The sequence below is a fragment of the Arthrobacter sp. D5-1 genome, assembly GCF_017357425.1.
GTDB lineage: Bacteria > Actinomycetota > Actinomycetes > Actinomycetales > Micrococcaceae > Arthrobacter.
Genome location: NZ_CP014571.1, coordinates 2015172 through 2040746, shown reverse-complemented (window position 1 = coordinate 2040746; position 25575 = coordinate 2015172). Strand labels below are relative to the sequence as shown.

Below are 25575 nucleotides of genomic sequence, written 5' to 3'. Positions count from 1 at the left end.
CCCTGTCTCTAGTAGGCGAAGGCCAGGACGTCGTCGCCGGACTTGTCCGGACCGGCGTCGTTCTTGTCGTCGTCGTCCGTGTCCTTGGCCGGGTGGGCCAGCTCCGGCATCGCGGAGGCCACCCCGCCCCGGATGTACTTGACCAGCAGCTTCACTTCGACCACCAGCAATACGGCGTAGATGGCGGTGAGGACCACCAGCGAGGTCAGGAGCTCCCCGGCGCTGACCCCCGGCGACACGGCGGCAGCTGTGAACATGAAGACCTGGTCGATGCCGTTCATGTCCGGGTTGGGCGCCACCACGAACGGTTGCCGTCCCATTTCGGTGAAGATCCATCCCGCGGCGTTGGCTCCGAAGGGTGCAAGAATGCCGAAGACGGCGAGGCGCATGAGCCACTTCGATTGCGGCACTACGCCCTTGCGGGTCACCCAGAGAGCCAGCAGTGCGGCAAAGGCTGCGATCCCGCCGAAGCCGATCATCATGCGGAAGCCCCAGTAGGTCACCTCCATCACAGGCACGTACTGGATTTCCTGCCCCGCACGGTCGCCGTACAGCGGGTTGTCCGGGAGATGGGTTCCGTACTTTTCCTTGTACTCGCCCAGCAGGCTGTTGACACCCTTCACTTCGGTGGTGAAGTCACCCTTGGCCAGGAAAGAGAGGATGCCGGGTACTTCGATCACGGCAACAATGTCATCGCAGTTGGTGGCGCCGAGGTTGCCAACACTCAGGACCGAGAAGCCCGTGCCGTCGTGGCAGGCGGCTTCTGCGGCAGCCATTTTCATGGGCTGTTGTTCAAACATCAGCTTGCCCTGAAGGTCGCCCGTGATCGCGGTGCCGGCGAAGGAAATCATGGCAACCACGGCACCGATCCGGAGGCTCTTCATCCACACGGTGTAGTCCGAAGTGTCCCGGCCCGGGATCGCAGCTTCACCGGGAACCAGCTTGCCGTCCTTGCCCACGACGTCGATGCCGTCATGCCGGCGACGCCACAAGTGGTACCAGGCGATGCCCAGGAGGAACGCACCGGCAACTGCCAACGCACCGAACAGCGTGTGCGGTACAGCCACCAGTGCTGTGTTGTTGGTGAAGACTGCCCAGGCGTCGGTCATCACGGGCCGTCCGTCCACCATCTCCACTCCCACAGGGTGCTGCATCCAGGAGTTCGCCACGATGATGAAGTAGGCGGAGAAGACGGAACCAATGACGGCAATCCACAGGCAAGCCAGGTGCACGCCGCGCTTGAGTTGCTTCCACCCGAAGATCCACAACCCCAGGAACGTTGATTCAACAAAGAAGGCCAGCAGGGCCTCGAGGGCAAGCGGCGCGCCGAACACATCACCGACGAACCGGCTGTACTCGCTCCACGCCATGCCGAACTGGAATTCCTGCACGATGCCCGTGGCCACGCCCATGATGAAGTTGATGAGGAAGAGCTTTCCCCAGAACTTGGTCATCCGCAGGTATTCGGGCTTGCCCGTGCGGTACCAGATGGTCTGCATAATGGCCACCACCAGTCCCAAGCCGATAGTGAGGGGCACCATCATGAAGTGGTAGACGGTAGTGATACCGAATTGCCAGCGTGCGATTTCCAAGGCGTCCATGGCTGTCCTTTGTACGGCGGACCGAAGTACGATGACGTTACTTCTACGTTGCGTAGAAAACTTGTCTTCTACACAGTGTAGAACAAATGGCGGGCGACGAAACCCATTCTTCAAGTGGCGTAACCCACGCGCAAGGGCTCCCCAGTGGCCGCGGCGCGCCGATAGTTCTACCTCACGTAGAATGAAGAGCTGAAAAGCGGTAGATTTATGGTGGAATGTTGGATCATCGCTCCCGGCAGCAGTTACCCTGCACCGGGAAGCGGAAGGTAGGGACGTATAGATGGCAAGTCTTGGGGAACTGGAACGGGCAGTCATGGATCTGCTCTGGGCAGGCCAGGAGGCTGCAACTGCCAATACCCTGCGCGATCTGTTGGCGCAGGATTCCGAGGCCGGAGATGGCACTGCGGGACATCAAGGCAAGGATCTGGCCGTGACCACGGTGCTTACCGTGCTGTCGCGTCTGGAAAAGAAGGGGCTGGTGGAGCGTGAGCGCGGTACCCGTCCGCACCGCTACCAAGCTGTTTCCAGCCGCGCTGACCACACCGCCGAACTGATGCATGAAGTCCTGGGCTCCGCCCCGGACCGCGAGGCCGTCCTGGCCCGCTTCATTGGTTCCGTCACCGAAAGTGAAGCCGCTACCCTGCGCAAACTGCTCGGCTACAATTAGCCACTATGTTCTGGACCTCATACCTGCTTGCGGTCCTGGCATTGATTTTGGCATGGCCGGTGCCCGTCCTGCTGTCCCGCGCCCAGTGGCCGGCACGCTCGCCCTTCACGGCCATGGTCCTGTGGCAGGCGATCGCCCTCGCCGGTGGACTGTCCATGATCGGCGCCATGCTGGTCTACGGGCTGGAGCCCATCGGCGACAACCTCATTGCCGGTCTCAAGAGCCTGGCCGGCATGGTCTTCAACAACGAACCCACCACAGCGCTGGGTTTTTGGCACCTCTTCGCACTGTCCGCGGCAGCGCTCCTGACCGCGCACCTGGTTTTCACCCTGCTCCTGACCTATTACAAGATTGAGCGCCAACGGCGGCGGCACCGCGAACTGCTGGCCTTGCTCGCCTCACCGTCCGACGACGGCCCCGGCACCGTGGTCATCAACCACGACTCCCCTGTGGCGTACTGTCTCCCCGGCGGCGCCCGATCCGTCACGGTCTTGTCCGACGGCCTGATGGCAGCCCTGGAGCCGGCTGAACTCAGGGCCGTCCTCATTCACGAGAACGCCCACCTGTCCCAGCGCCACGACCTCCTGCTGTGGGCCTTCGCCGCCTGGCGCCAGGCCCTGCCGTGGTTCCCCACCACGCGGCTGGCCCAGACCGCGGTGAACTCCCTGATCGAAATGCTGGCCGATGACGTCGCCTTGCGGACCGAAAGCAAAGGCACCCTGATCAAGGCCATCGCGATCGTCGCCAGCGGAACCTCCCAGCCCGCCATCGGAACCGGGGCACTCAACGCCGGCGGCGCCGTGATCGAAGGCAATGCCGTCAGTGCCACCGGAGGGGCGGACTCACCACGCACGACGGCGTCACGCGTCAGCCGCCTCCTCTCACCCCAGCCTCCACTTACCAAGGGCCTGCGCATCCTTGTCCTGGTGATATCGGCCTTGCTGCTGGCAGTGCCGACCGCGCTGTTGATCGTCCCGGGACTGTTGGGCTGAACGGGATTGTGAAGCGTGAATCCCACTGACGCCGCGGCCTTCCCCATCCACGCCTATCAGCGCTGGCCGCTCTACGCTGCGGGATTCACCACCGCTTTCGGCGCGCATGCTGTCGCTGCCGGCCTGGGGGCCGAAAGCGCGGACATTGGATTGAGCCTGCTGGCCTTGGGCGTACTGCTGGCCTTGTACGACATCGCCGAAGTGTTCCTGAAGCCGGTGTTTGGCGCCCTGAGTGACCGCATCGGGCCAAAACCGGTCATCGTGGGTGGGCTCCTGGCCTTCTCCGCTGCCTCACTTACCGGGTTGTGGGCCGACCAGCCTGCCATGCTCGCTATGGCGCGACTGGGACAGGGAATGGCGGCTTCGGCGTTCTCACCGGCATCATCGGCCGGCGTGGCACGCCTCGCGGGAAAGCACACCGGACGGTATTTCGGACGATACGGTTCGTGGAAGGGGCTCGGCTACGCGGTAGGACCGCTGCTGGGAGCTGTTGCCATCATCAGCGGCGGCTTCCCTCTCCTCTTCGGCGTTCTGTCCGCCCTGGGCCTCATTGTTGCCATGTGGGCAGCGGTTGCGGTGCCGCGTCTGGCGCCACTGCCCCGCCCCCGGTACACCATTGTGGATGTATGGCGCCAGAGCACCGAGAGATCATTCCTGGGCCCTACACTGGTCCTGGCTGCAGCCACCGGGGCCTTGGGCGCAGCCGTCGGCTTCCTTCCTGCCTTGGCGGCACGCGAAGGCCTTGGCACGGCAGGAAGCGTGGCGGTTGTAACGGTATTGGCCCTTGCGTCGTCGCTGATACAACCTCGCATCGGCAGGCTACGGGACCAGGGCTTCCTCGCCGACAAGCCGGGCATGGTGGCAGGCTTGCTCTGCATCGCGGCGGGCACACTGATGGCAGGGCTCCTCCCCGGAGCCGTTTGGATCTACCTTGCTGCCGTCCTGATCGGCGCAGGGATAGGCATTTCCACACCCCTGGCTTTTGCGCACCTGGCAGACTCGACCCCCTCCGAACGGCTGGGCAGAACCATGGGTTCAGCCGAGCTGGGACGCGAACTCGGCGATGCCGGCGGTCCGTTGCTGGTGGGCGGCATCGCCGTGGCGGCCGGACTTCCCTGGGGATTGGGAGCCTTGGCACTGCTGGTGGGGCTGACGGCATTCGCCGCGCCGGGAACCAAGGAACCAGCGGCTCCGTCCACCTCCGGCTAGGCGTCGATGCGTTCCCGGTCCAGTGTGGCGGCGCCGGCAATGATGAACTCCTTGCGGGGCGCAACATCCGAGCCCATGAGAAGGTCAAAGACCTCTTCAGCGCGCTGGGCGCTGTCGATGCCAACCTTTCGCAGAGTCCGGTGCCGTGGATCCATGGTGGTCTCTGCCAGTTGCTGCGCATCCATTTCGCCCAAGCCCTTGTAGCGCTGGATGGGCTCTTTGTAGCGCTTGCCTTCCTTGGCAAGGTTCGCCAGGAGGACATGAAGCTCCGCCTCGGAGTAGGTGTAGATCATCTCGTTGGCCTTCTGGCCGGGGTTGATCACTTCCACCCGGTGAAGGGGCGGAACTGCCGCAAACACTCGGCCTGCTTCGACCATGGGGCGCATGTAGCGGAAGAACAGGGTCAGCAGCAAGGTCCGGATATGCGCGCCGTCCACGTCGGCGTCGGTCATGAGAATGACCTTGCCGTAACGGGCTGCCTCAATATCGAAGCTGCGACCCGAGCCGGCCCCAACTACCTGAATAAGCGCCGCGCACTCGGCATTGGAGAGCATGTCGCCCACGGAAGCTTTTTGGACGTTCAGGATTTTTCCGCGGATGGGCAGCAGGGCCTGGAAGTCGGAAGACCTGGCGAGCTTGGCTGTACCCAGGGCGGAGTCACCTTCAACGATGAACAACTCTGAACGGGCAACATCGTCCGTGCGGCAATCGGCCAGCTTGGTGGGCATCGAGGAGGTTTCCAACGCATTCTTGCGACGCTGGGTTTCCTTATGAACACGCGCCGAAATGCGCGACTTCATTTCGCTGACCATCTTTTCCAGCAGGAGCGCCGACTGGGCCTTGTCGTTACGGTTGGCCGAGTTCAACCGGCCAGTGATCTCCTTTTCCACCACTTTGGCCACGATGGCCCGTACCGCCGACGTACCCAGGATCTCCTTGGTCTGGCCCTCGAACTGCGGCTCCGCAAGCCGGACAGTCAAAACGGCAGTGAGCCCGGCGAGAATGTCATCCTTCTCGATTTTGTCGTTACCGGCCTTGAGCTTGCGGGCATTCGTTTCCACAGCCTTGCGGAAGGTCTTCAGCAACGCCGCCTCAAAGCCCGACTGGTGGGTACCGCCCTTGGGAGTGGCGATGATGTTGACGAAGCTGCGCATGGTGGTTTCGTAGCCGATTCCCCAACGCAGGGCAATATCGACCTCACAGTCGCGTTCGACTTCCGCGATCTTGCTGTGCCCCTTGTCGTCCAGCACCGGGACCGTTTCCTTGAACTTTCCGGAACCGTGGAGTCGCCAAACATCCGTCACCCCGGCATCTGCGGCCAGGAACTCAACGAATTCCGAGATGCCTCCGTCATGATGGAACACTTCCTCGTGTGCACCGTTCTCACCCGGAGTCCCGGGGAGCTTGCGTTCATCGCGGACCGTGATCTTCAGGCCGGGCACAAGGAAGGATGTCTGGCGGGCCCTCGCGGCGAGGTCATCGTAGGAGAACTTCGCATCAGGTGTGAAAATCTGCCGGTCCGCCCAGTAGCGGACCCGGGTTCCCGTTACCCCGCGCTTGGCCTTGCCCACGACGTCCAACACGGAGTTCTCAACGAACGGCTCAAAGGGAGCCTCGGGGCCAGGCTTCGAACCCGAATCCACGAACCGGCCCGGCTCACCCCGGCGGAAGGACATTTGGTAGGTCTTGCTGCCGCGATCCACCTGAACGTCCAGGCGGCTGGACAGAGCATTGACCACAGAAGCGCCAACGCCATGCAGGCCGCCGGATGCCGTATAGGAACCGCCGCCGAACTTGCCGCCCGCGTGCAGCTTGGTGAAGACGACCTCGACGCCGGAGAGACCGGTCTTGGGTTCAACGTCCACCGGGATGCCACGGCCGTCGTCGTGGATTTCCACCGAGTTGTCGGCGTGCAGGATCACCTTGATGTCGTGGCCGAATCCCGCCAGGGCTTCATCAACAGCGTTGTCGATGATTTCCCAGAGGCAGTGCATAAGGCCACGGGAGTCGGTGGAACCGATGTACATGCCCGGGCGTTTGCGGACGGCTTCCAAGCCTTCAAGGACAGACAGGTGCCGGGCGTTGTATTCAGAACTCGGTGCCACTCGCAGTGTGCTCCTTCGGGGTATATCTCAAGGTGAATCTGGGGGTGCTTCCCAGCCGTCCAGTTGCTGTTCAGTGCCGGAAACTGCTGGTAACTGCTGGTAAGCGCTGGTAACTACTGGTAATCGCTGGTGAATGCTGGTAACTCAGGGCAAACACTGCCCATACTAGGCTAGCCCGGACCGACCGGTGCCACTGGGTGCCACTCCCTGTACGGGCCAATCTGTGTGGTTACGTTACGCACATGTGATACGCGGACAGCGAAAGTGACCCATCCTTGCCATGGATCTGCGTCGAATGCTGGTTATATGGATGTACGGAACTACTAAGGAGGCCGACATGACAACAGCAGTTGCAGACCGCACGCTAAACGCAGCTGACCGGTGCGATCGTTGCGGAGCCCAGGCATATGTCCGCGTTGTACTCGAGTCCTCCGGTGGTGAGCTGCTTTTCTGCGGCCACCACGCACGTGCAGTTGAAGCTACGCTCCGGCCCATGACTTCGGACTGGCACGATGAGACCGAGCGCCTCAACGAGAAGGCACCCGTCCCCGTCGACTAGGCAGGGCAGCCCGCACAGCCGGACTCCCTTGTTCAGCAAGTATTGTGTTGATCAGATAACGAGGCTCCTCCCATCCGGGAGGGGCCTTGTTGCTTCCCGGGTGTGCCCGGGAATTTGCCCCTTGAACGGCAATCAACAAAAAGCGGCCCGGTCGGTTATCCGACTGGGCCGCTTTTGCAGTGCGGGCAGATTTAGTCCAGGTAGTCCCGGAGGACCTGCGAGCGGGACGGGTGCCGCAGCTTGGACATTGTCTTCGATTCGATCTGGCGGATGCGCTCACGCGTGACTCCGTAGACCTTGCCGATTTCGTCTAAAGTCTTCGGCTGGCCGTCCGTCAGGCCGAATCGCATGGCCACCACGCCGGCTTCGCGCTCAGACAGGGTGTCCAGCACCGAGTGAAGCTGCTCCTGCAGGAGCGTGAAGCTGACAGCGTCGGCCGGAACTACAGCTTCCGAGTCCTCAATCAGGTCACCGAACTCGGAGTCTCCATCCTCGCCGAGCGGGGTGTGGAGCGAGATCGGCTCGCGTCCGTACTTCTGGACCTCTACGACCTTCTCAGGGGTCATATCCAGCTCCAGAGCCAGCTCTTCCGGCGTTGGTTCGCGGCCAAGGTCCTGGAGCATTTGCCGCTGGACACGTGCCAGCTTGTTGATGACTTCCACCATGTGCACCGGAATACGGATGGTGCGGGCCTGGTCAGCCATGGCGCGCGTGATGGCCTGGCGGATCCACCAGGTGGCGTACGTGGAGAACTTGAAGCCCTTGGTGTAGTCGAACTTCTCCACTGCACGAATAAGGCCAAGGTTGCCTTCCTGGATCAGGTCCAGGAAGAGCATGCCACGACCCGTGTAGCGCTTGGCCAAGGAAACGACGAGACGCAGGTTGGCCTCGAGCAGGTGGTTCTTGGCGCGCTTTCCGTCGTGAATGACGAACTCAAGTTCACGCTTGAGTTTGGGATCCATGGATCCGTCATCAGCGTTGATCTTTTCCTCGGCAAAAAGGCCGGCTTCAATGCGAAGCGCCAGGTCCACTTCCTGCTCTGCGTTCAGCAGGGCGACCTTGCCGATCTGCTTCAGGTAGTCCTTGACGGGGTCGGCGGTTGCGCCCGCGGACATGACCTGCTGGACCGGGGCGTCGTCGTCGTCAGCGTCGGAGTAGACGAATCCCGAGCCGGACGGGGCGGGCTTGTCCTTGGCGGCGGCTGCGCCATCCTCGGTGTCATCTTCCCCGACTTCGACTTCCTCCGCTGCTGCGGGATCAAAGTCTTCGTCCTCGGCAGTGGCTTCCTCGGAGTCGGAGCCGGACTTGTTAGCGGCCTCAGCGGCGGCCTTCGCGCCGGGCTTGGGCCCACGCTTCTTCGGTGCGGGCTTGTCAGAGTCACCCTCTGAAGCCTTGTTGGCAGCGCGTGTCGCCGCGCGCTTTGCCGACGTGGCCGCCTTCTTTTCCTCGGCGGTCAATTCAGCCTGGGCGGCGGGTTCCTTCTCGACGGAAGACGGAGTCACAGAAAACCTTTCTAGCGGCGGTCTGTGGAATCACCATACGGGCAACACCACTATGACCCTGTCAAGTCCGCGATCAATTTCAAATGCGATCGCCGTCTGCAGAGTCTGTAGATAGAACTCCCGACAACGCTGATTTGTTCCCGTTTCCGGGCTCAAGCAGGCATTCAAACGCGGACCCAACCGGGTCTCGGCATCCATTGTCTCACGGTTTTGCGAAACCCATGCCTGTTGAAGTTCCACCACGTGGGTACAGGCGTCCTACACAGGTGCTTGTCTGGGCCCCCTCCACGCCGAGCCGGGCCGGCTCGCCCACCGACAAACGGCGCCCTGGCCCAGGACCTCCATCAGCAGTTCGGCCAACCGATAACCAGGACGGGCAGTTTCGGCCCGAGCAAGGCATGCATGGGCGATTGAACCGCTGCCCTTGCACCATGTGATCCACCCCTGAAGCGTGAACGCCGCGGCAGCCACATCACCCGACTCTTCTTCCACGCACAGCCCGGCAAGGACGCGGTGCAACGCATCAACGCGAGGCCAGCACGGCGTATCGGGGCGCATTCCCAGCAGGACATCGCCATAAGTGAAGACATCCCCGTGCCCATTCGAACCACTCGGAGCAGTGGCCGGCGGGTTGGCGGCGGATGCCGTTACGACGAGTTCACCAACATCAAACGGCGGCGCGCACGACTCGTCGTCGCTGAAGAATTCAAAAGCCGCAGCGCCCGATACTGCAGAGTCCATGCCGGCGGCCGCCATCACCACCACGGCATCCCGCCAAGCCGGCACCTTCAGCGTGGTCCTGAGGAATCCGATCAGTTGCGCGTCAGTCTCCGGCTGCAAAGGAGCACCATGCTCGACTCTGGCGAGGACGTGATGCCAGACCGCAAGGACGGATTCCAGGCATCGCCCACTGCGCCATGTGCCGAGGATGCGCTCTCCCCATCGGATCTCCGCTTCCATCACGGAAGGATCCAACGGTCCTGATCTGGCAAGTGAGGGTTGTCCGGTGCCGCTCCTCGGCGACGGACCGACTGCACTCCCCTGGTAAACGAGCTCAGCGTTCAAGCGGCTGTCCTTGATGCGGGCCGCCGGAAGTCCTGGATCCGGGCAACAGCTTTTGTCCGAACAGAAGGCGCTGCGCCAATAGTTGGTTCCGATCAGCCAGGCATCCCGCACCGACAAGTCAACCTCGTCGAGGGACAGTTGCAAGGCTTCAATCATTGGCATCGCCTGGTCGACGACGGTTCCATCGGCCCAACCGGATTCGGTGTAGACAGCAAGCACCACACCGTTGGCGGCTTCGTCCGCCACCAGGTATTGGCGTATCTGTTCAGCGAAACCGACAAGTGCCCGGGGCGACCGACGGGACGGCAGATCCACCCGCAGCGTGGCTCCCAGCATTTTCCCCTGCATGGTGATGGCAACCAGGCTGTCCTCGGGCCAATAGCCCAGCAGGTGGGGGATATAGCCAAGAATGTCTTCAGGTTGGTGGATGCTCAGTGTTCTCTTGGTGGTCATGCATCCAGCCTGCGTACGTCCGGCTGGCAGAAACAGACCATACCTTGCCTATGTGGAAAAGCTGGTCCGTTTCACGCCGGGGCAAGGGCGGCAGCCGCGCTACTGATCCTTTGCGGCGGTGGCACGCGAGGCGCGCCTTTTTTCCACGCGCTCCCGGCGCTGATTGGCCAGGGTTGCCACCAACGGCTGTACATGGATTCCTTGGGCGGCCATCTGCCGCCGGACTTTACGCCGGGTCACCAGGATGAGGACCGTTCCCAGGCCAAGGAGCAGGAACTGCACGCTGAGTGCGATGCGGAACGGTGCCAGTCCGTACAAATCGCCACCCGAGAAACCGCTGGCATTCAAGAGGTCCAGAACCAGGCCGATGAGGTAAATCGCAACAAGTGCCGCAATGAAGCCACCCACGTTCACAATTCCGGTTGCCGTGCCGATCCGGTGCGAGGGGTTGAATGTCCGTGCAAAGTCGAAACCGATCATGGACCCCGGACCTCCAACCGCCAATACCACTACCAGCACGACCAGCATCCACAACGGAGCGCGGTCAGGAAGGAGGAGAACGGCAGCCCACGCCACAGCGGTGGCAAAGGTGATCAGCAGGACCATCGCTGAGCGTCTCATGGGGTGTTTGGAGACGAAACGGCCAAAGCCCGGACCCGCAATGATGGCGGTTGCCACAAAGAGCGCCATCAAAGCGGAGACTGTTCCGGCATCAAGTCCCTGGGCCGAGAGCAGGAAAGGGTAGCCCCAGGTCATGGCGAACAGGTTTCCGCTGAACTGGACGGTGAAGTGGCTCCACAGCCCCAGCCGGGTCCCCGGCTGTTTCCAAGCGCGTGACAGAGAGACTCCCGTGGCCCTCAGGCCTTGCCCGGACTCCTTGGGCGGATGCCCGGGAGGTACATCCCGCAGCATCGCGAGTACCAGCACCACAGCCAGCACTGACATGGCCGCAAGGGTGAGGAACGCGGGGGTCCACCCGGAAGTGTGAAGGAGAAGCGCAAACGGAACCACACTGAAGAGCTGCCCCAACTGGCCGGACATCCCGGTGAGCTGGGTAACCAAGGGAACCTTGGCGGGAGCGAACCACAACGGCACCAGACGGATGACCGAAATGAACGTCATGGCGTCACCGGCACCCACCAGGACCCTGCCAAGGACACCTCCGGGCACACTGTCCGCGAACGCGAGCTGCAATTGGCCCAGCCCCATCAGGACTGCTCCCCCGGCGATCATGGCCCGTGAACCGAACCTGTCCACCAGGACGCCGACCGGAATCTGCAGCCCTGCATAGACCAGGAGTTGAAGCACGGTGAAGAAGGAGATGGCGGCTGCACTGGCATGGAACCGCTCAGTAGCCTCCAATCCAGCAACGCCGAAGGACGTTCGTTGCGCCACCGCCACCAGGTAGGCGAACACGCCGATCGTCCAGATAAGCCAGGCGCGGGGTGCATTCACCCCTCAATTATGCCTGTCACCTCCTGAAAGATGATTTATTGAGGCGAGTCCTTACGGGCCAAATAGGCCTCGACTGCAGCTCCGATGTCCTCGGCATTGGGCAGCTCATCGTTCTCGTCCGCCAGCAGCGAGCGGCGGACCACTCCCTCGGATTTCTCGTCGTACCGGGCCTCCAGATTGGTGACCACCGCTTGGACCTCTTCCGAGGCCTCAATCTGTTCCGCGATCTGGCGACCAACTTCCCGGCCTGACTCACGGAGCCGGTCGGTGGGCAGCATCAGCGATGTTGCCGCCCCCAGGTACTCCAGGCCGGCTACAGCCGCCGGAGGATATTCGGCTTCTGACAAGTAATGCGGAACATGGATGACATAGCCCGCCACGTTGCGTTCCGCTTCCGTCAGCCGGAGTTCAAGAATGTGGCCGATGGCAGCGGGAACGTCCACAGTGGGCTTCCAGCTGGAAATCCCTTCAATGAGATCGGGGCGGTTGCCATGAACGGTGACTCCCACAGGCCGCGTGTGCGGGACAGGCATGGGGATGGAGTGGATCCAGGTGACCAGGTTGACGTCCAGCTCTTCAACAATCCCGACGACGGCCCTTGAGAAACGCTCCCACTGGAGGTCCGGTTCGAAGCCTGCCAGCAACAGGAACGGTTGACCGAGGCCGTCGGTCAACTTATACAGACCAAGCTTGGGGGCCTGGTAATCCTGTACGTGGTCTTCCACGAAGCTGATGTGGGGGCGGCGCGAACGGTAGTCGATCAGTTGGTCGGCATCGAACATGGCCACTACCTCGGCGTCGAGCTCGTCCAGCAGTTCCGCGTTGATCTGCCGGACCACCTGGCCGGCGTCGGCAAAGCCGGTGAATCCCATGACCATGTTCAGCCCGCGGAGCTCAGGGCTGTGGAAGGTCTCGATGTTGCGCGCGTACAGCGATTCAGGGTCCAGGAGGGAGCCGGATATCCGTTCAAACACGGCGTGTTCCTTTCGCAATGACAAAGTAGGGGAAGGTCCCGGAGGTGCCGGCCACATGGCGCCAACGGGGCCGTCGGTAGTAGCGGTGGGATTCCTTTAATCCTTACAACGCTGCACCTCCAGCGGGCATTCCTGCACCGGATGTGCCGCAGCTCTCATTTAATTGCTGTCCGAAGCGTTCAAGAGACTACGATCGAACCGGGCCGGTATCCTCTTGCGACACTGGCCCCTGAAGACCAAGGCCGCCGTCGGAAGAGGACGTCGGGCGCGTACCGGGGCAGGCCGCCAAACATGCGGCCCAGCCATGCAATGCAGAGAGAAGTGAGGCAACATCCTCGTGGTCAAGACTACTGACATCATCCTGGGCATCATCGCCAAGGACCTGAAAAAGTCCCCCAGCGACGCACTTGTGATTGGAGTTGCGCAAGGTGCGGATGGGCCAGTGCTGCTGCCGAATCCGTTGAGCGCAAAGGCAGCCGAGTCCGTTGCGGGCTCCCTCAAACTGTTGGGGATCACCGGCGCTGCCGATCAGGCACACCGGCTCCCGGGCTTGCCGGAGACCGGCTCGGGAATTTTGGTCCTCGCCGGCGTGGGCAAATTGTCGGAATCCGGCAGCCTCCCCGAAGAATCCCTGCGCCGCGCCGCGGGCTCTGCCGTCCGGCAATTGGCCGGCGTCACGTCAGTAACGTTGGCCTTCCCGACCACCGGCGTCACCGATGTCGCGGCCATCGCCGAGGGTGCCGCCCTTGGCGCCTACTCCTACACGGAGCACCGTTCCAGCAAGGACGGACTGAAAGCCCCTGTAGCCAAGGCCCTGATTTTCTCCGATGTCGATCCCAAGGATGCCCAACCGGCACTGGACCGTGCTGTTGTTGTGGCCCGTGCCGTCAACGCCACCCGGACCCTGGTCAACCAGCCTCCCAGCCACCTCTACCCGGAGTCGTTCGCCGACTCCGCCAAGGAACTCGCCAAGGGCCTGCCCGTCAAGGTCACTGTCTGGGACGAAAAGCGACTGGAAAAGGAAGGCTTCGGCGGCATCCTTGGCGTCGGTAAGGGTTCAACCCGCCAGCCACGCCTGGTGAAGGTCGAATATGCTCCGGCCAAGGCCACCAGGAAGATTGCCCTCGTGGGCAAGGGCATCACGTTCGACACCGGCGGTATCTCCATCAAGCCGGCCCTCGGGATGGGCGACATGAAGAGCGATATGGCGGGCGCCGCCGTCGTCCTTAATACCGTTTTGGCCATCGCTTCGCTTGGCCTGAACATCAAGGCGACCGCGTGGCTCTGCATTGCGGAGAATATGCCCTCGGGTGCTGCGGCACGGCCTGCCGACGTCTTCACCATCTACGGCGGAAAGACGGTCGAGGTCCTCAACACCGACGCCGAAGGGCGTCTGGTCATGGCCGACGGGCTCGTCGCTGCCAGCCTGGAAAAGCCGGACGCCATTATTGACGTTGCCACACTGACGGGCGCCCAGCTCATCGCGTTGGGACTGCGCACGGCTGGTGTCATGGGCTCCGATTCCGTCACCGCAGCCTTGAAGTCGGCGGCAGACCGGGCAGGCGAACTGGTCTGGCCGATGCCGCTGCCGGAAGAACTGCGCCCAAGCCTGGATTCCCAGGTGGCGGACCTTGCCAACATTGGTGAGCGTAACGGCGGCATGATGACCGCAGCCGTTTTCCTGCGGGAATTCGTCGGCAAGAACGGCGACGGCCAGCAGATCCCTTGGGCACACGTCGATATTGCGGGTCCGTCGTTCAACAACGGCAGCCCCTACGGCTACACCCCCAAGCAGGGAACCGGTTGCACTGTCCGCACCCTGGTTGCCTACGCCGAGGATCTCCTCGCCGTTCCTGCCTAAGCGGCACGCCCCCGCCCACCAGGGCCGCGACGGCCCTTGCCGGACACCCTGCAAGGGCCGCGCAACCCCGGAATTATGCGGCGTGTAGCGCTGTGTCACAAGTGAACGTGAGTCTCGACACAAGCGCTCCACAAAACGCCCGCCGAGGGTGGAGCATGGGTAGGTGGTTCGCTAAGGTGAACTCGATAGTCACAAATGCAAGAGAACTTAGGTGCTGGCATAATCACGGCAGAACAAGTTCCAAAGACCAGATGGCACGCAGTCCCGTGTCATCATTCACGCGAGGGAGCGTTTTAGTGGCCGATCAGGCAACTGCGCAAGAATTCGACATCCTGGTACTCGGTGGCGGCAGCGGCGGCTACGCCACTGCCCTGCGGGCCGTACAGCTTGGGTTCACCGTTGGCCTTGTGGAAAAGGCAAAGCTCGGCGGAACCTGCCTGCACAACGGTTGTATTCCCACCAAGGCACTCCTGCACTCGGCCGAACTGGCCGACCATGCACGCGATTCCGCCAAGTATGGTGTGAATGTCACGCTGGACAGCATCGACATGCCGGCCGTGAACGCCTACAAGGACGGCATCATCGCCGGTAAGTACAAGGGCCTCCAAGGACTCATCAAGTCCAAGGGCATCACCGTCATCGAGGGTGAAGGCAAGCTTCAGGGCAACAACACGGTAGTAGTCAACGGCACCCCCTACACGGGCAAGAACATTGTCCTGGCCACCGGTTCCTACTCACGCTCCCTGCCTGGCCTGGAAATCGGCGGCAAGGTCATCACCTCCGACCAGGCGTTGACCATGGACTACATCCCCAAGAGCGCAATCGTCCTCGGCGGCGGCGTCATCGGCGTCGAATTCGCTTCCGTATGGAAGTCGTTCGGCGTAGACGTCACCATCATCGAGGGCCTCCCCTCCCTGGTTCCCAACGAAGACGCCTCGATCGTCAAGAACCTTGAGCGTGCCTTCAAGAAGCGCGGCATCAAGTTCACCACCGGCATCTTCTTCCAGGGCGTCGAACAGAACGACGACGGCGTCAAGGTCACCTTGGTGGACGGCCAGACCTTCGAAGCCGACCTCCTGCTCGTGGCCGTCGGGCGCGGTCCTGTGACCGCCAACCTGGGCTACGAAGAAGCCGGCCTCACCATTGACCGCGGATTCGTCATCACCAACGAACGTCTCCACACCGGCGTCGGCAACATCTACGCCGTGGGCGACATCGTCCCCGGCGTCCAGCTCGCACACCGCGGCTACCAGCAGGGCATCTTCGTCGCCGAGGAAATCGCCGGCCTGAACCCGGCAATCGTCGAGGACATCAACATCCCCAAGGTCACCTACTGCGAGCCCGAAATCGCCACGGTCGGCTACACCGAAAAGGCCGCCAAGGAGAAGTTCGGCGACGACCAGGTGCAGACCCAGGAGTACAACCTTGCCGGCAACGGCAAGAGCTCAATCCTCGGCACCGGTGGCATTGTCAAGCTCGTACGCCAGAAGGACGGCCCCGTGGTGGGCATCCACATGATCGGCTCCCGTATGGGCGAGCAGATCGGTGAGGCCCAGCTGATCGTGAACTGGGAAGCCTACCCGGAGGACGTGGCCCAGCTGGTCCACGCCCACCCCACCCAGAACGAAAGCCTGGGCGAAGCCCACCTTGCCCTCGCGGGCAAAGCTCTCCACGGCTAAGTCTTACCAAGACCCACGGTTCAGGCGCATGCAGCGGAAAATGCCGCATGCGCCTGAACCGGACCAGCAGAATTCATCCGCACAAAGATCAATAAGGAGAACGGGGACGACATGTCTGAATCCGTTAACTTGCCCGCCCTCGGTGAGAGTGTCACCGAAGGAACCGTCACCCGCTGGCTCAAGCAGGTTGGTGACCGGGTAGAGATCGACGAGCCGCTGCTCGAGGTTTCAACCGACAAAGTAGACACCGAAATCCCTTCTCCGATCTCAGGCGTCATCGAAGAAATCCTCGTCGCTGAAGACGAGACCGCTGAAGTTGGCGCCCCCTTGGTCCGCATCGGCGACGGCTCCGGCTCAGGTACTCCTGCTGCCGAGGCTGCTCCGGCCGAGGAGGCACCGGCTGCTCCCGCAGAGCAGCCGGCAGCCGCCCAGGAGGCTCCGGCTCCACCAGCAGCAGAGGAAGCTCCTGCTGCCGAGGCACCCGCCGCTTCCGGCGGCGAAGGCCATGAAGTAACCCTCCCCGCGTTGGGTGAAAGCGTTACCGAAGGTACCGTGACCCGGTGGCTCAAGGCTATAGGCGACACTGTGGAGGTGGATGAGCCCCTTCTGGAAGTTTCCACCGACAAGGTCGACACCGAAATCCCGTCGCCGGTTGCGGGCACCCTGCAGGAAATCCGCGTCAACGAGGACGAGACCGCTGAGGTTGGCTCCGTCCTTGCCGTCATCGGTTCCGGCGCAGCGGCACCGGCCGCCGCTCCCGCACCCGCACCTGCTGCCGCTCCGGCCGCTCCCGCTGCCGCTCCGGCCGCACCTGCTGCCGCTCCGGCCGCACCTGCTGCCGCTCCGGCCGCACCTGCTGCCGCTCCGGCCGCACCTGCTGCCGCTCCGGCCGCACCTGCTGCCACTCCGGCCGCACCTGCTGCCGCTCCTGCTGCTGAAGGTTCTTCGGAATCCGGTTACGTCACTCCCTTGGTCCGCAAACTTGCCAACCAGCACGGTGTGGACATTGCTTCCGTCTCCGGTACCGGCGTCGGTGGCCGTATCCGCAAGCAGGATGTCCTGGCCGCTGCCGAAGCCAAGCAGGCCGCCGCTGCCCCCGCAGCATCGGCTCCCGCAGCCGCAGCCCCCGCTGCCAAGACCGCTGCTCCGGTAGCAGCATCGTCCCTGCGCGGCACCACGGAAAAGGCACCACGTATCCGCCAGGTCATCGCCCGCCGCATGCGCGAGTCCCTTGAGGTCTCCACCCAGCTGACGCAGGTGCACGAGGTCGACATGACCAAGATTGCCAAGCTCCGCCTCAAGGCCAAGAACCAGTTCCTGGCCCAGAATGGCGTCAAGCTCACCTTCCTGCCGTTCATTGCCAAGGCTGTAGCCGAAGCCCTGAAGCAGCACCCCAAGCTGAACGCTGCTTACGACGAGTCCAAGCAGGAAATCACCTACCACAACGCCGAGCACCTGGCGATCGCCGTCGACACCGACAAGGGCCTTCTGGTTCCGGTCATCTCCGACGCCGGCAACCTGAACCTTGCGGGCCTCGCCGGCAAGATCGCCGACGTCGCAGGCCGCACCCGCGACGGCAAGATCGGCCCGGACGAGCTGTCCGGCGGTACGTTCAGCATCACCAACATCGGTTCTGTTGGCGCACTGTTCGACACGCCGATCATCAACCAGCCGCAGGTGGGTATTCTCGGAACCGGTGCGATTGTCAAGCGTGCCGTGGTGGTTGCTGACGAAAATGGCGACGACTCGATTGCGATCCGCTCCATGATGTACCTTTCCCTGACGTACGACCACCGTTTGGTGGACGGCGCAGACGCCGGCCGCTTCCTGCAGACCCTCAAGGCCCGCCTTGAGGAAGGTGCGTTCGAAGCCGACCTTGGCCTCTAGGGCTTAGCGACACAACGTCCTGCTGTGACGTAAAAGGGGCAGGTCACCGGAAATCCGGTGGCCTGCCCCTTTGCTGTATCCGCTCCGCGTGGCTTTGCTACGGGACGTAGAACCAACTCGATAAGCTGGGTCCATGAGTATCCTCTTCAGCATTCTGGTGTTCTTGCACATCGTCGGCGCGGCCATGATTGTGGGCTACTGGATCGCCACCATCAAGGAGCCAACCATCCACCCGCGCCAGCGCGATGGCGCCTTCCTCCAGCTCCTGACCGGCATCGCCATGATGGGTTTGTTCCCCTTGCTGCCTGATGCCGATCCCAACTACTTCAAACTCGGGGTTAAGTTCGCCATTGGCGTCGCTGTGGCTGTCCTTGCCGTCATTGGCTCGCGCAAGGTCAAGAAGGGCGAGCCTGTCTCCACCGGGCTGGCTCATGGTGTGGGCGGCCTTGCCCTGGTGAACATCGCCATCGCCACGCTCTGGAACTGACCCGGCACCATACTGACGCCGGGCAGCGTCAATCGCGTTGATCATAATGGACGCGATTCCAAGGCCCCGGCTTGTCCGCGCAGGGGTATGTTTTCCCGTCTTCATCCCGCCAGTCAAGGGGTCACAATCCACTGACAGCGGAATGTCCGTGCGGTCCCACGGGCAAATCCCTAGGATGGAAACCGGTGGCACCTGCCTCAGGCTGGTTGCCGACTCACAACGACTTCAAGGAGTGGACATGGCAGCAACACGCACCGCACACACGGTTTGGAACGGCAACCTGATCGAGGGCGCCGGCAACACGACGCTGGACAGCTCAGGCCTGGGCACGTTCGATGTCACCTGGAAGGCACGTACCGAACAGTCCGGTGGCAAGACCAGCCCTGAAGAACTGATCGCCGCGGCCCACTCCGCATGCTTCTCCATGGCTTTCAGCCACGCCCTCGCCGGTGAAGGTTTCACTGCTGAGGAAGTCAACACCAAGGCAGATGTCACCTTCGTTCCCGGAACCGGCATCACCGGGAGCCACCTGACCATGACCGCAAAGGTTCCTGGCCTGTCCGAAGAGGACTTCCGCCGGATCTCCGAAGACGCGAAGACAGGCTGCCCCGTTTCGGGTGCACTGGCCAGCATCGAGATCACCCTGGATGCCACGCTCTCCGTCTAGCTCCACCTTGTACTGAACAGCACCACTGAACCACAAGAAGAGCCCCGCCGTTCCTTCACGGAAACGGCGGGGCTCTTCGCTGTTGAACCTTCTGCCCTTAGCCCTTCTGCGGACGTGAGGGCAACGGTTCCGGACGGACCTTGCGGTAGCCCTCGCGGAGGGGAGGCCTGTCCGTGGGCAGTTCCTGGATCATTTCCTTGAGTGCACCGATGCCGTACTCCAGCTGGGGATCAGTACCGGCGGCATAGGCGTGGGGCGGGAACAGTACTTCGATGTCCGGCTCCACTCCGCGGTTTTCAACATCCCAGCCGATCCCACCGCTGAACCACGTGGCGTACCGGGGTTGCGTCACGCCGGTGCCATCCGCCAGGGCAAAGCGGTTGTCGATGCCCACCACCCCTCCCCATGTCCGCGTACCGATCACAGGGCCAATGCCCCTCAGTTTGGAAACCTGGGTGATGATGTCGCCATCCGACCCCGCAAATTCGTCGGCGAGGATGATCACAGGACCGCGGGGGGCGTGGTCCGGGTAAGTCCGCGGCTTCTCCCCGCGCGGCATGCTCCAGCCAGTGACCTTCCGGCCGATGAGTTCGGCGACCAGCTGTGAGGTGTGCCCGCCACGGTTGCGGCGTACGTCCACAATCAGGCCGTCCAGGGCGGTTTCGGTATCCAGATCGCGGTGGAGCTGCGCCCAGCCGTTGGCCATCATGTCCGGGACGTGCAGGTAACCGAACTTACCGTCCGAGGCCTCCCGCACGGTGCGGCGGTTGGCCCTGACCCAGTCCTGGTAGCGAAGCCTCTCTTCATCACGGACAGGGACAACAGCCACACGCCGTTGAGCCCCGGCGGCCCCACCGTGTCCTTCGCCGTTCAGCAGGGTCAGCTCCACTGTCCGGCCGGCTGCTCCCACCAACTGCATTGCTGGCGTCAAAGCCGCCGAAAGTTCGACGCCGTCAATCGCCAGAAGGACGTCACCGGCCTTCGCGTCGGCACCCGGTCGCGTCAAGGGCGAAGTCGCCAGCGGGTCCGAGGACTCCCCCGCCAGGATCCGCGTGATTTCCCAGCCTTTGCTGCCGAAGTGAAGCTCAGCACCCAGGCGGCCCTGGCCGTTACGCCCTGGCTCGCTCACAGCGGCAGGCTTGACGTAGGCGTGCGACGTTCCCAGCTCACCGTGCATCTCCCACAGCAGGTCCACCAAGTCGTCATGCGAGCCCAAACGGTCCACTATCGGCCGGTAGCGTTTGAAGACGGAGTCCCAATCCTGGCCAGCCATGTCTGCGGTCCAGAAGAAGTCACGCTGAAGACGCCAAGCCTCCTCAAAGGCCTGCCCCCAGGCAGCCACAGGGTCAAGAATGACCCGGATCCTGTTCAGCTCCACCTTCACCAGGTCTCCGGATTCCTCGTCCACCTTGGTGTCCGAAGGTACCGAGGTCACCTGCTGGTCCAGGATGTAAACAACCCGCTTGAGGTCACCGGACAACCTGTAGCTGTCCACTGCGGCAACCAAGGTGGTTTTCTTGCGCTTTGCGAGCTCGTACCGCACCAAGGCCGGTGCGGTCTTCTTATCTGCTAGGGTGCCCTTGCCTTCGCCCGTCACGCCGGAGAGTTCAGTATCAAGCCACAACAAGGCACCGTCTGCGACAGACAGCTGCGAGTAGTTCCCTTGCGGCACGGGCACACTGATGACGCGGTGAGCCAGTCCCTCCGGGTCGACACGCACGGAAGGTGCGCCGCCGTCGTCGGACTCCACCGAGGCTGCCGCCCCGTCCTCCAGCGCATCAACGGACGGGCCAAAAGGCGAAGGCGTGTCCGCAGCCAAGGCCACAAGATACGGCTTGATGGGGCTCGGGAAGGACAGGTCGAAGGAGTGGCCGTCATAGACGGGGTCGAAACTTCGGTTCGACAGAAAAGCGAGGAACTTCCCATCAGGGGTGAACCGAGGTGATTCGTCGCAGAAACGGCCGTCCGTGACATCGATGATGCCCGCCTCAGCGGCACTCGGGCGGGTGATTCGGAGCTTACTCCGCGAACCGAAAGATGTGACCGGCTCTGACCACACTAGCCACTGCGAATCCCCGGACCACGCCAGTTGTTCGATGCTCCCCTCACCCACGCTGACAACAAGGCTCAACGTTCCCTGGGCGGTGTCTGCAACGTAGACGTCCCCAAAGGAGGTCCCCACTGCGAGCCATCGTCCATCCGGGCTCGCCTCGAGTGCACTTGTGCGCGTCGGCGACGGGAATTCAATCCGGACGTCCACCGCGTCCTCCGCCGTTTCAGGGACTGGCGCCGCGTCCGTGGCACTCACAGTGTCAGCGGACGGTTCGGCCGGCGTGCCGGCTCCCGCGCCGGTTGGCGGCGTGACAGGGACTGTTGCCCGCGCCGCAGTACTTGCCTGCCCCAACACATTGGACGCGGACACCGGTTTGGGCAGTGGATCAGATTCATTGTCCGGAGCCGGCGTCGGAACAACCGCGTCGGGCACGTCCACGACTGCCGACAATCGCGAGGCGATGCGCTTGATGTACAGGGCTTCAACGGACTCATGGTCAGCGACGTAGGCAATCCGGCCGCCGGTCAGCGGACGCGGCAGGCGGGCCCGCACCCCGGGTGTCGCCTCGACTACACGCGATGGTCCGTCCTTATGCCGGAGCCAGTGGAGCGTTCCGTGCGACTCCACGGCACTGGCTGTACCCGACGCGTTGGGAGCGACGTCGCCGAGGTGCGCAGCGACTTTGAGGGGCGCGGGACGGCGGGCCGGCGAGGCCGAACCCAGCGTAATATCCAGTTTGCTTGCCTCGGCGTCGGCATCAAGTGAAGGAAGCATCCACAGCTCGCCGGCTGATTCAAAGATCACCCGGTCACCGTCGGTGCCCGCATGCCGGACGTAGAAGTCTTCGTGATCGGTGTGGCGGCGCAGCCCCGACCCGTCCGGAAGTACGGAGTAGAGGTTGCCGTACCCCTCATGGTCCGAAAGGAAGGCGATGCGTCCTTTCACCCACAGGGGGTCAGTGAGGTTCCCTTCGATCTCCGGAACCAGGCGCTCGAACTCACCGTTACCGTCGGCGTCGATCCACAGTTTGCCCGCCGTGCCGCCCCGGTACCGCTTCCACCAAGCAGGTTCCCGGGAAAGGACACTGGCCAACACCACGGGCTTCTCGTCACCGATTTCGGGACCAAAGGCAACTGCCTCGACGGGTCCAAAGGGAAGTTCGACGGCGGCACCCCCGTCAAGGGGGACACTGTAGGCATGCGTGTGGCGGCTTTCGGACTGCTGGAAGGCGCTGGTCACCACCACGTTTCCTGACGGTGTGAAGCCCTTGACTTTAGTGGTGCTGTGGCCGAAGTACGTCAGCTGCCTGTAGCCACCGCCGTCGACGTTGGCCGTGACAACCTCCGGAGACGTTCCCACAATCACCGTCCACACGAGTCGTTTTCCGTCCGGAGTGAAGCGGGGGTTCCTTGCCGGCAGTTGCTGGGACGAAACCCGCCAGGCACGCCCGCCGGAAAGGGGGGCCACCCAGATATCGTCTTCGGCCACGAAAGTGACCAGATCGCCGTGCACATGCGGGAAACGGAGGTAGCTGGAGGAGGTCATTGTTCGATCATAGTCAAGAGGCGCCCAGCCTCAGCGGCACCGACAGGCGTTTCCGCCATACACGTTTCCCATGGTGAGATGGGTCATGAGAATCGTGATGTCCGGAGCGTCAGGAATGATCGGAACGGCTTTATCGGAGCACCTGGCCGGCCACGGCCATGAGGTCATCCGGTTGGTGCGGAGGCCCGCCAAGGACCCCGGTGAATGGACGTGGAACCCGGCCGCGGGGCAACTCGACGAAGCCGTCCTGGACACGGCGGAGGCCGTCATCAACCTTTCCGGAGCCGGAATCGGGGACCGCCCGTGGACCAAGAAGCGCATCCGGGAACTCCGGGATTCCCGGCTCGAAGCTACCAGGACCCTGACCGACGCCATGGGAAGGCTCGGCACACCACCGGCCACCTTCATCAGCCAATCCGCCTCCGGATACTACGGTGCCTCACGCGAGGGCCTTCTGCGGGAGGATTCGGGGCCAGGCCATGGCGTGCTGGGAAACTTGTGCGTCGAATGGGAACGAACAGCCCGGACCGCACCATCTGGTGTGCGGGTAGTGACTCCACGGACCGGCGTAGTACTCAGCACCTCAGGGGGCGCGCTTGGACCCCTCCTCCCTTTGCTGAGGATCGGGCTGGGCGGGCCGTTTGGAAACGGGCGGCAGTACTGGCCTTGGATCACATTGGCCGATGAAGTGGCTGCATTGGCGCATCTTCTGAGAACTGACATTGATGGCGCGGTGAATGTTTGCGCCCCGGAAAGCGCAGACGTCAACACGATCGTCGCCGCCCTGGCCAAAGCCTTCCACCGGCCAGCCTTCTTACGTGTCCCCCGTCCCGCTTTGCGGTTGGTGCTGGGGCGGCTTGCCGATGAGCTGGTTCTAGCCAACCAGAGAATGGAGCCTGCCCGGCTGTCGGACGCTGGTTTCACGTGGGAGCACCCATCCTTATCTGACGCCATGGCCTGGTTGACCAAGGACAGGGCACGCTGACCGGGCGGTTGTCCGTCAGCCGTTGGTCGCTGGACCAGTGTGGTCCAGGGTGTCGCTTTCCTTGCCGGTGCTTGGAGCGAGGATTTCTGAAATCCACCATCGCCCGTCAGCGCGAACGACGTGAACGCGAAGCTTCTGCGGCGGGCCGGCAGGCTGTGGCCGGGCTTTGGCTCCTGAGGCATCACGTTCTTCATAGCCGGATGTCGCGACAGTCACCGTGACCACGGCGTCGCCGGCCTCCCCGGGTTCGGACACGCCATCCGCGGATAACGTCGTCGAGAATCCGGCGTACATCGTTCCGGTTTTCCGCAGGTGGTCCGCCAGCAGCTGGTCAGAGGCTTCCGCGGGTGATCCAGCGGCATTGACCAAAGCCAATAACTCAGGTCTTCCCTGCCCCAGTGCAATGTCGCGCACGGATGCCAGCGTGGCAACGGCCACTGCCGGATCTTCGGCGTGGAGTCCTTCGGCCAGTTCTTCCGGCAGACCGGCGGACACCGTGGTTCCTGGCCCTGGGGCCGGATTCAAGGTCTCCGCCGCTGCTTGCTGCGGCTGCGCAGATAACTCCAGGCTTTGATGCTGCGGGTTCTGCGGCCACAGTATCCATGCCGCGATGCCGAGCAGCAACCCGGTAGTCAGTACGGCCGCAAGGACCCTGACCCTGGCCCAGAGGCCACGACGTTGGGGCCGCCGGCCCTCCGGACGAAGTCCAGGCTGTAGTCCAAGCGGAAGGAAACTCCGCCATGATCCAAACCATCGGGGCATGCGCCGTGCGGGACGCCCCAAGGCCTGGCGGCGGGTCAGCAGGTCAGGAATGACGGAGGAATGTACGGCGCCGGACAAGTCCACCGGCTCAGGCGCCGCGCTCCTGAAAATCGCCATGGCCAGTTCCCTGGCAGCAGGCCGCACCGACGCATCGACATCCAGCGCAGCCTCCAAGGCGGCCACCAACGACCTCGGAACATCCGGAACCAGCACAGACAACGGCGGCCGGTGTTGAGTGGTCTCCGGAGCCGCCCCCGTCAGGCAGTACCACCCGACGGCGGCAAGGGAATAGACATCACGCGCCGGCTGGAGTTCCTGCAATGCGTCGGTCCCACTGCCGGCGGCAACTGCGCCACCCGGCGACGTGAAGCCGGGTGTTCCAGCCTCAAGGTTTGGCCGGCCACCTCCCACCACGGAGGCAATGCCCAGGTCCGCGAGCAGTGGCTTCCCCTCGGCAGTGAAGAGGATATTTCCAGGCGCCACGTCACCATGCACGGTGCCATTGGCATGGAGGTAGCCCAAGGCCTGGGCAAGAGGGGTCAGAATGGTGACAGCTTCGCCTACATGGAGCCTTCCCCGCCCTGCCATCAGGTTGGCCAGCGAGCCACCCGCCGCGTAGTCCATGACGATGCCCAGTGTCCCCACGCAGTCGCCTTCAAGCGGAACGACGTCGTGAACCCGAACCAGGTGCTGGTGTTTCAGGCCGGACAGGACCTTGACCTCCCTCGAGGCTTCCTCAAGAACCTTGGATTGCGCCATCTGGGCTCCGGGACTGGCGCATTTAATGGCGAACCGCGCCCCATCGCTGCTCCTGGTGACCAGCCATACAGTAGAAGTACTGCCTTGGCCCAACATGCGGGATGTCACATAGCCCGGAGCGGACGGCGTGACGGCGGCGGGCGGATCCAGAGTTTCCATAGACAAGATCTACCGGAATACGGAATTTTCCGCAGAAGTTATCCACAGGTCGCAAACAGATCACTCCCTGGCACCAACAGCACGTGATGCGACTGAGAGGTTCGCCACAAAATCATGGACAGTCTGCCGCTGGGTCTAAGCTTGAACCC

The 25575-nt window shown here is 62.9% G+C and carries 18 protein-coding genes; 10 read left to right on the top strand and 8 right to left on the bottom strand.

Annotated features, from left to right (window positions below; genetic code table 11):
- Positions 1-8: 8 nt before the first annotated feature.
- The gene (locus tag AYX22_RS09305; protein WP_207597160.1) at positions 9-1601 is read right to left on the bottom strand and encodes a cytochrome ubiquinol oxidase subunit I; all 1593 of its coding nucleotides are present in this window, start codon (positions 1599-1601) and stop codon (positions 9-11) included.
- Positions 1602-1881: 280 nt separating this feature from the next.
- Between AYX22_RS09305 and AYX22_RS09300 the strand changes: the two genes are divergently transcribed.
- The 3 genes from AYX22_RS09300 to AYX22_RS09290 are packed head-to-tail and all read left to right on the top strand — an operon-like array spanning position 1882 to position 4469.
- Positions 1882-2268, top strand: a complete 387-nt coding sequence (locus AYX22_RS09300; RefSeq protein WP_011774471.1) for a BlaI/MecI/CopY family transcriptional regulator — start codon at positions 1882-1884, stop codon at positions 2266-2268.
- Positions 2269-2273: 5 nt separating this feature from the next.
- Positions 2274-3260, top strand: a complete 987-nt coding sequence (locus AYX22_RS09295; RefSeq protein ID WP_207597159.1) for a M56 family metallopeptidase — start codon at positions 2274-2276, stop codon at positions 3258-3260.
- Between the two features lie 15 nt (positions 3261-3275).
- The gene (locus tag AYX22_RS09290; protein WP_207597158.1) at positions 3276-4469 is read left to right on the top strand and encodes an MFS transporter; all 1194 of its coding nucleotides are present in this window, start codon (positions 3276-3278) and stop codon (positions 4467-4469) included.
- Here AYX22_RS09290 and AYX22_RS09285 read toward each other — a convergent pair.
- Positions 4466-6574 (bottom strand): DNA topoisomerase IV subunit B, encoded by a 2109-nt coding sequence (locus AYX22_RS09285; RefSeq protein WP_207597157.1) that lies wholly within the window; start codon positions 6572-6574, stop codon positions 4466-4468. The genes AYX22_RS09290 and AYX22_RS09285 overlap by 4 nt on opposite strands.
- 337 nt (positions 6575-6911) lie before the next feature.
- On the opposite strand from AYX22_RS09285, the gene AYX22_RS09280 reads away from it, so the two are divergent.
- Complete coding sequence (locus AYX22_RS09280; RefSeq protein WP_018778705.1) at positions 6912-7133, top strand: hypothetical protein; 222 nt, start codon at positions 6912-6914, stop codon at positions 7131-7133.
- Between the two features lie 191 nt (positions 7134-7324).
- Here the strand turns inward: AYX22_RS09280 and AYX22_RS09275 are convergent, their stop codons facing one another.
- From AYX22_RS09275 to AYX22_RS09260, 4 genes are all read right to left on the bottom strand, one after another.
- Positions 7325-8635 (bottom strand): RNA polymerase sigma factor, encoded by a 1311-nt coding sequence (locus AYX22_RS09275; protein ID WP_089594537.1) that lies wholly within the window; start codon positions 8633-8635, stop codon positions 7325-7327.
- 258 nt (positions 8636-8893) lie between these two features.
- Positions 8894-10153 carry a DUF4192 domain-containing protein gene (locus AYX22_RS09270; protein ID WP_207597156.1) on the bottom strand — a complete coding sequence of 420 codons (1260 nt, stop codon included), beginning with the start codon at positions 10151-10153 and terminating at the stop codon, positions 8894-8896.
- A 99-nt stretch (positions 10154-10252) separates the two neighbouring features.
- A complete protein-coding gene (locus AYX22_RS09265) occupies positions 10253-11608 on the bottom strand; it encodes an MFS transporter (protein ID WP_207597155.1) in 1356 nt (451 codons plus the stop codon).
- 35 nt (positions 11609-11643) lie between these two features.
- Positions 11644-12582, bottom strand: coding sequence for a PAC2 family protein (locus AYX22_RS09260; protein ID WP_207597154.1), 939 nt, complete (start codon positions 12580-12582; stop codon positions 11644-11646).
- Between the two features lie 337 nt (positions 12583-12919).
- On the opposite strand from AYX22_RS09260, the gene AYX22_RS09255 reads away from it, so the two are divergent.
- The 5 genes from AYX22_RS09255 to AYX22_RS09235 all read left to right on the top strand — a co-directional run bounded on the left by AYX22_RS09255 (position 12920) and on the right by AYX22_RS09235 (position 19163).
- On the top strand, positions 12920-14443 hold the full coding sequence (locus tag AYX22_RS09255; protein WP_207597153.1) for a leucyl aminopeptidase: 1524 nt from the start codon (positions 12920-12922) through the stop codon (positions 14441-14443).
- 296 nt (positions 14444-14739) lie between these two features.
- Entirely contained in the window at positions 14740-16122 is a 1383-nt protein-coding gene (gene lpdA, locus AYX22_RS09250) for a dihydrolipoyl dehydrogenase (RefSeq protein WP_207597152.1), read from the top strand.
- 111 nt (positions 16123-16233) lie between these two features.
- Positions 16234-18009, top strand: coding sequence for a 2-oxoglutarate dehydrogenase, E2 component, dihydrolipoamide succinyltransferase (gene sucB / locus AYX22_RS09245; protein ID WP_207597151.1), 1776 nt, complete (start codon positions 16234-16236; stop codon positions 18007-18009).
- A 133-nt stretch (positions 18010-18142) separates the two neighbouring features.
- Positions 18143-18496: a hypothetical protein gene (locus AYX22_RS09240; RefSeq protein WP_207597150.1), complete on the top strand. Its 354-nt coding sequence runs from the start codon at positions 18143-18145 to the stop codon at positions 18494-18496.
- A 238-nt stretch (positions 18497-18734) separates the two neighbouring features.
- Positions 18735-19163, top strand: coding sequence for an OsmC family protein (locus tag AYX22_RS09235; RefSeq protein WP_089594529.1), 429 nt, complete (start codon positions 18735-18737; stop codon positions 19161-19163).
- A 97-nt stretch (positions 19164-19260) separates the two neighbouring features.
- On the opposite strand, the gene AYX22_RS09230 is transcribed toward AYX22_RS09235, so the two are convergent.
- On the bottom strand, positions 19261-22761 hold the full coding sequence (locus tag AYX22_RS09230; protein ID WP_207597149.1) for a S41 family peptidase: 3501 nt from the start codon (positions 22759-22761) through the stop codon (positions 19261-19263).
- A gap of 85 nt (positions 22762-22846) precedes the next feature.
- Here AYX22_RS09230 and AYX22_RS09225 point away from each other — a divergent pair, with 85 nt between their 5' ends.
- Positions 22847-23746: a TIGR01777 family oxidoreductase gene (locus AYX22_RS09225; protein ID WP_207597148.1), complete on the top strand. Its 900-nt coding sequence runs from the start codon at positions 22847-22849 to the stop codon at positions 23744-23746.
- Between the two features lie 15 nt (positions 23747-23761).
- On the opposite strand, the gene AYX22_RS09220 is transcribed toward AYX22_RS09225, so the two are convergent.
- Complete coding sequence (locus AYX22_RS09220; protein ID WP_207597147.1) at positions 23762-25426, bottom strand: serine/threonine-protein kinase; 1665 nt, start codon at positions 25424-25426, stop codon at positions 23762-23764.
- Positions 25427-25575: the final 149 nt, after the last annotated feature.

Bases quoted from the DNA above. Each gene is read 5' to 3' on its own strand.
- AYX22_RS09295 (WP_207597159.1), top strand. From the start codon at position 2,274: ATGTTCTGGACCTCATACCTGCTTGCGGTCCTGGCATTGATTTTGGCA.
- AYX22_RS09300 (WP_011774471.1), top strand. From the start codon at position 1,882: ATGGCAAGTCTTGGGGAACTGGAACGGGCAGTCATGGATCTGCTCTGG.
- AYX22_RS09220 (WP_207597147.1), bottom strand. From the start codon at position 25,426: ATGGAAACTCTGGATCCGCCCGCCGCCGTCACGCCGTCCGCTCCGGGC.
- AYX22_RS09230 (WP_207597149.1), bottom strand. From the start codon at position 22,761: ATGACCTCCTCCAGCTACCTCCGTTTCCCGCATGTGCACGGCGATCTG.
- AYX22_RS09235 (WP_089594529.1), top strand. From the start codon at position 18,735: ATGGCAGCAACACGCACCGCACACACGGTTTGGAACGGCAACCTGATC.
- AYX22_RS09270 (WP_207597156.1), bottom strand. From the start codon at position 10,153: ATGACCACCAAGAGAACACTGAGCATCCACCAACCTGAAGACATTCTT.
- AYX22_RS09305 (WP_207597160.1), bottom strand. From the start codon at position 1,601: ATGGACGCCTTGGAAATCGCACGCTGGCAATTCGGTATCACTACCGTC.
- AYX22_RS09240 (WP_207597150.1), top strand. From the start codon at position 18,143: ATGAGTATCCTCTTCAGCATTCTGGTGTTCTTGCACATCGTCGGCGCG.
- AYX22_RS09225 (WP_207597148.1), top strand. From the start codon at position 22,847: ATGAGAATCGTGATGTCCGGAGCGTCAGGAATGATCGGAACGGCTTTA.
- sucB (WP_207597151.1), top strand. From the start codon at position 16,234: ATGTCTGAATCCGTTAACTTGCCCGCCCTCGGTGAGAGTGTCACCGAA.
- AYX22_RS09280 (WP_018778705.1), top strand. From the start codon at position 6,912: ATGACAACAGCAGTTGCAGACCGCACGCTAAACGCAGCTGACCGGTGC.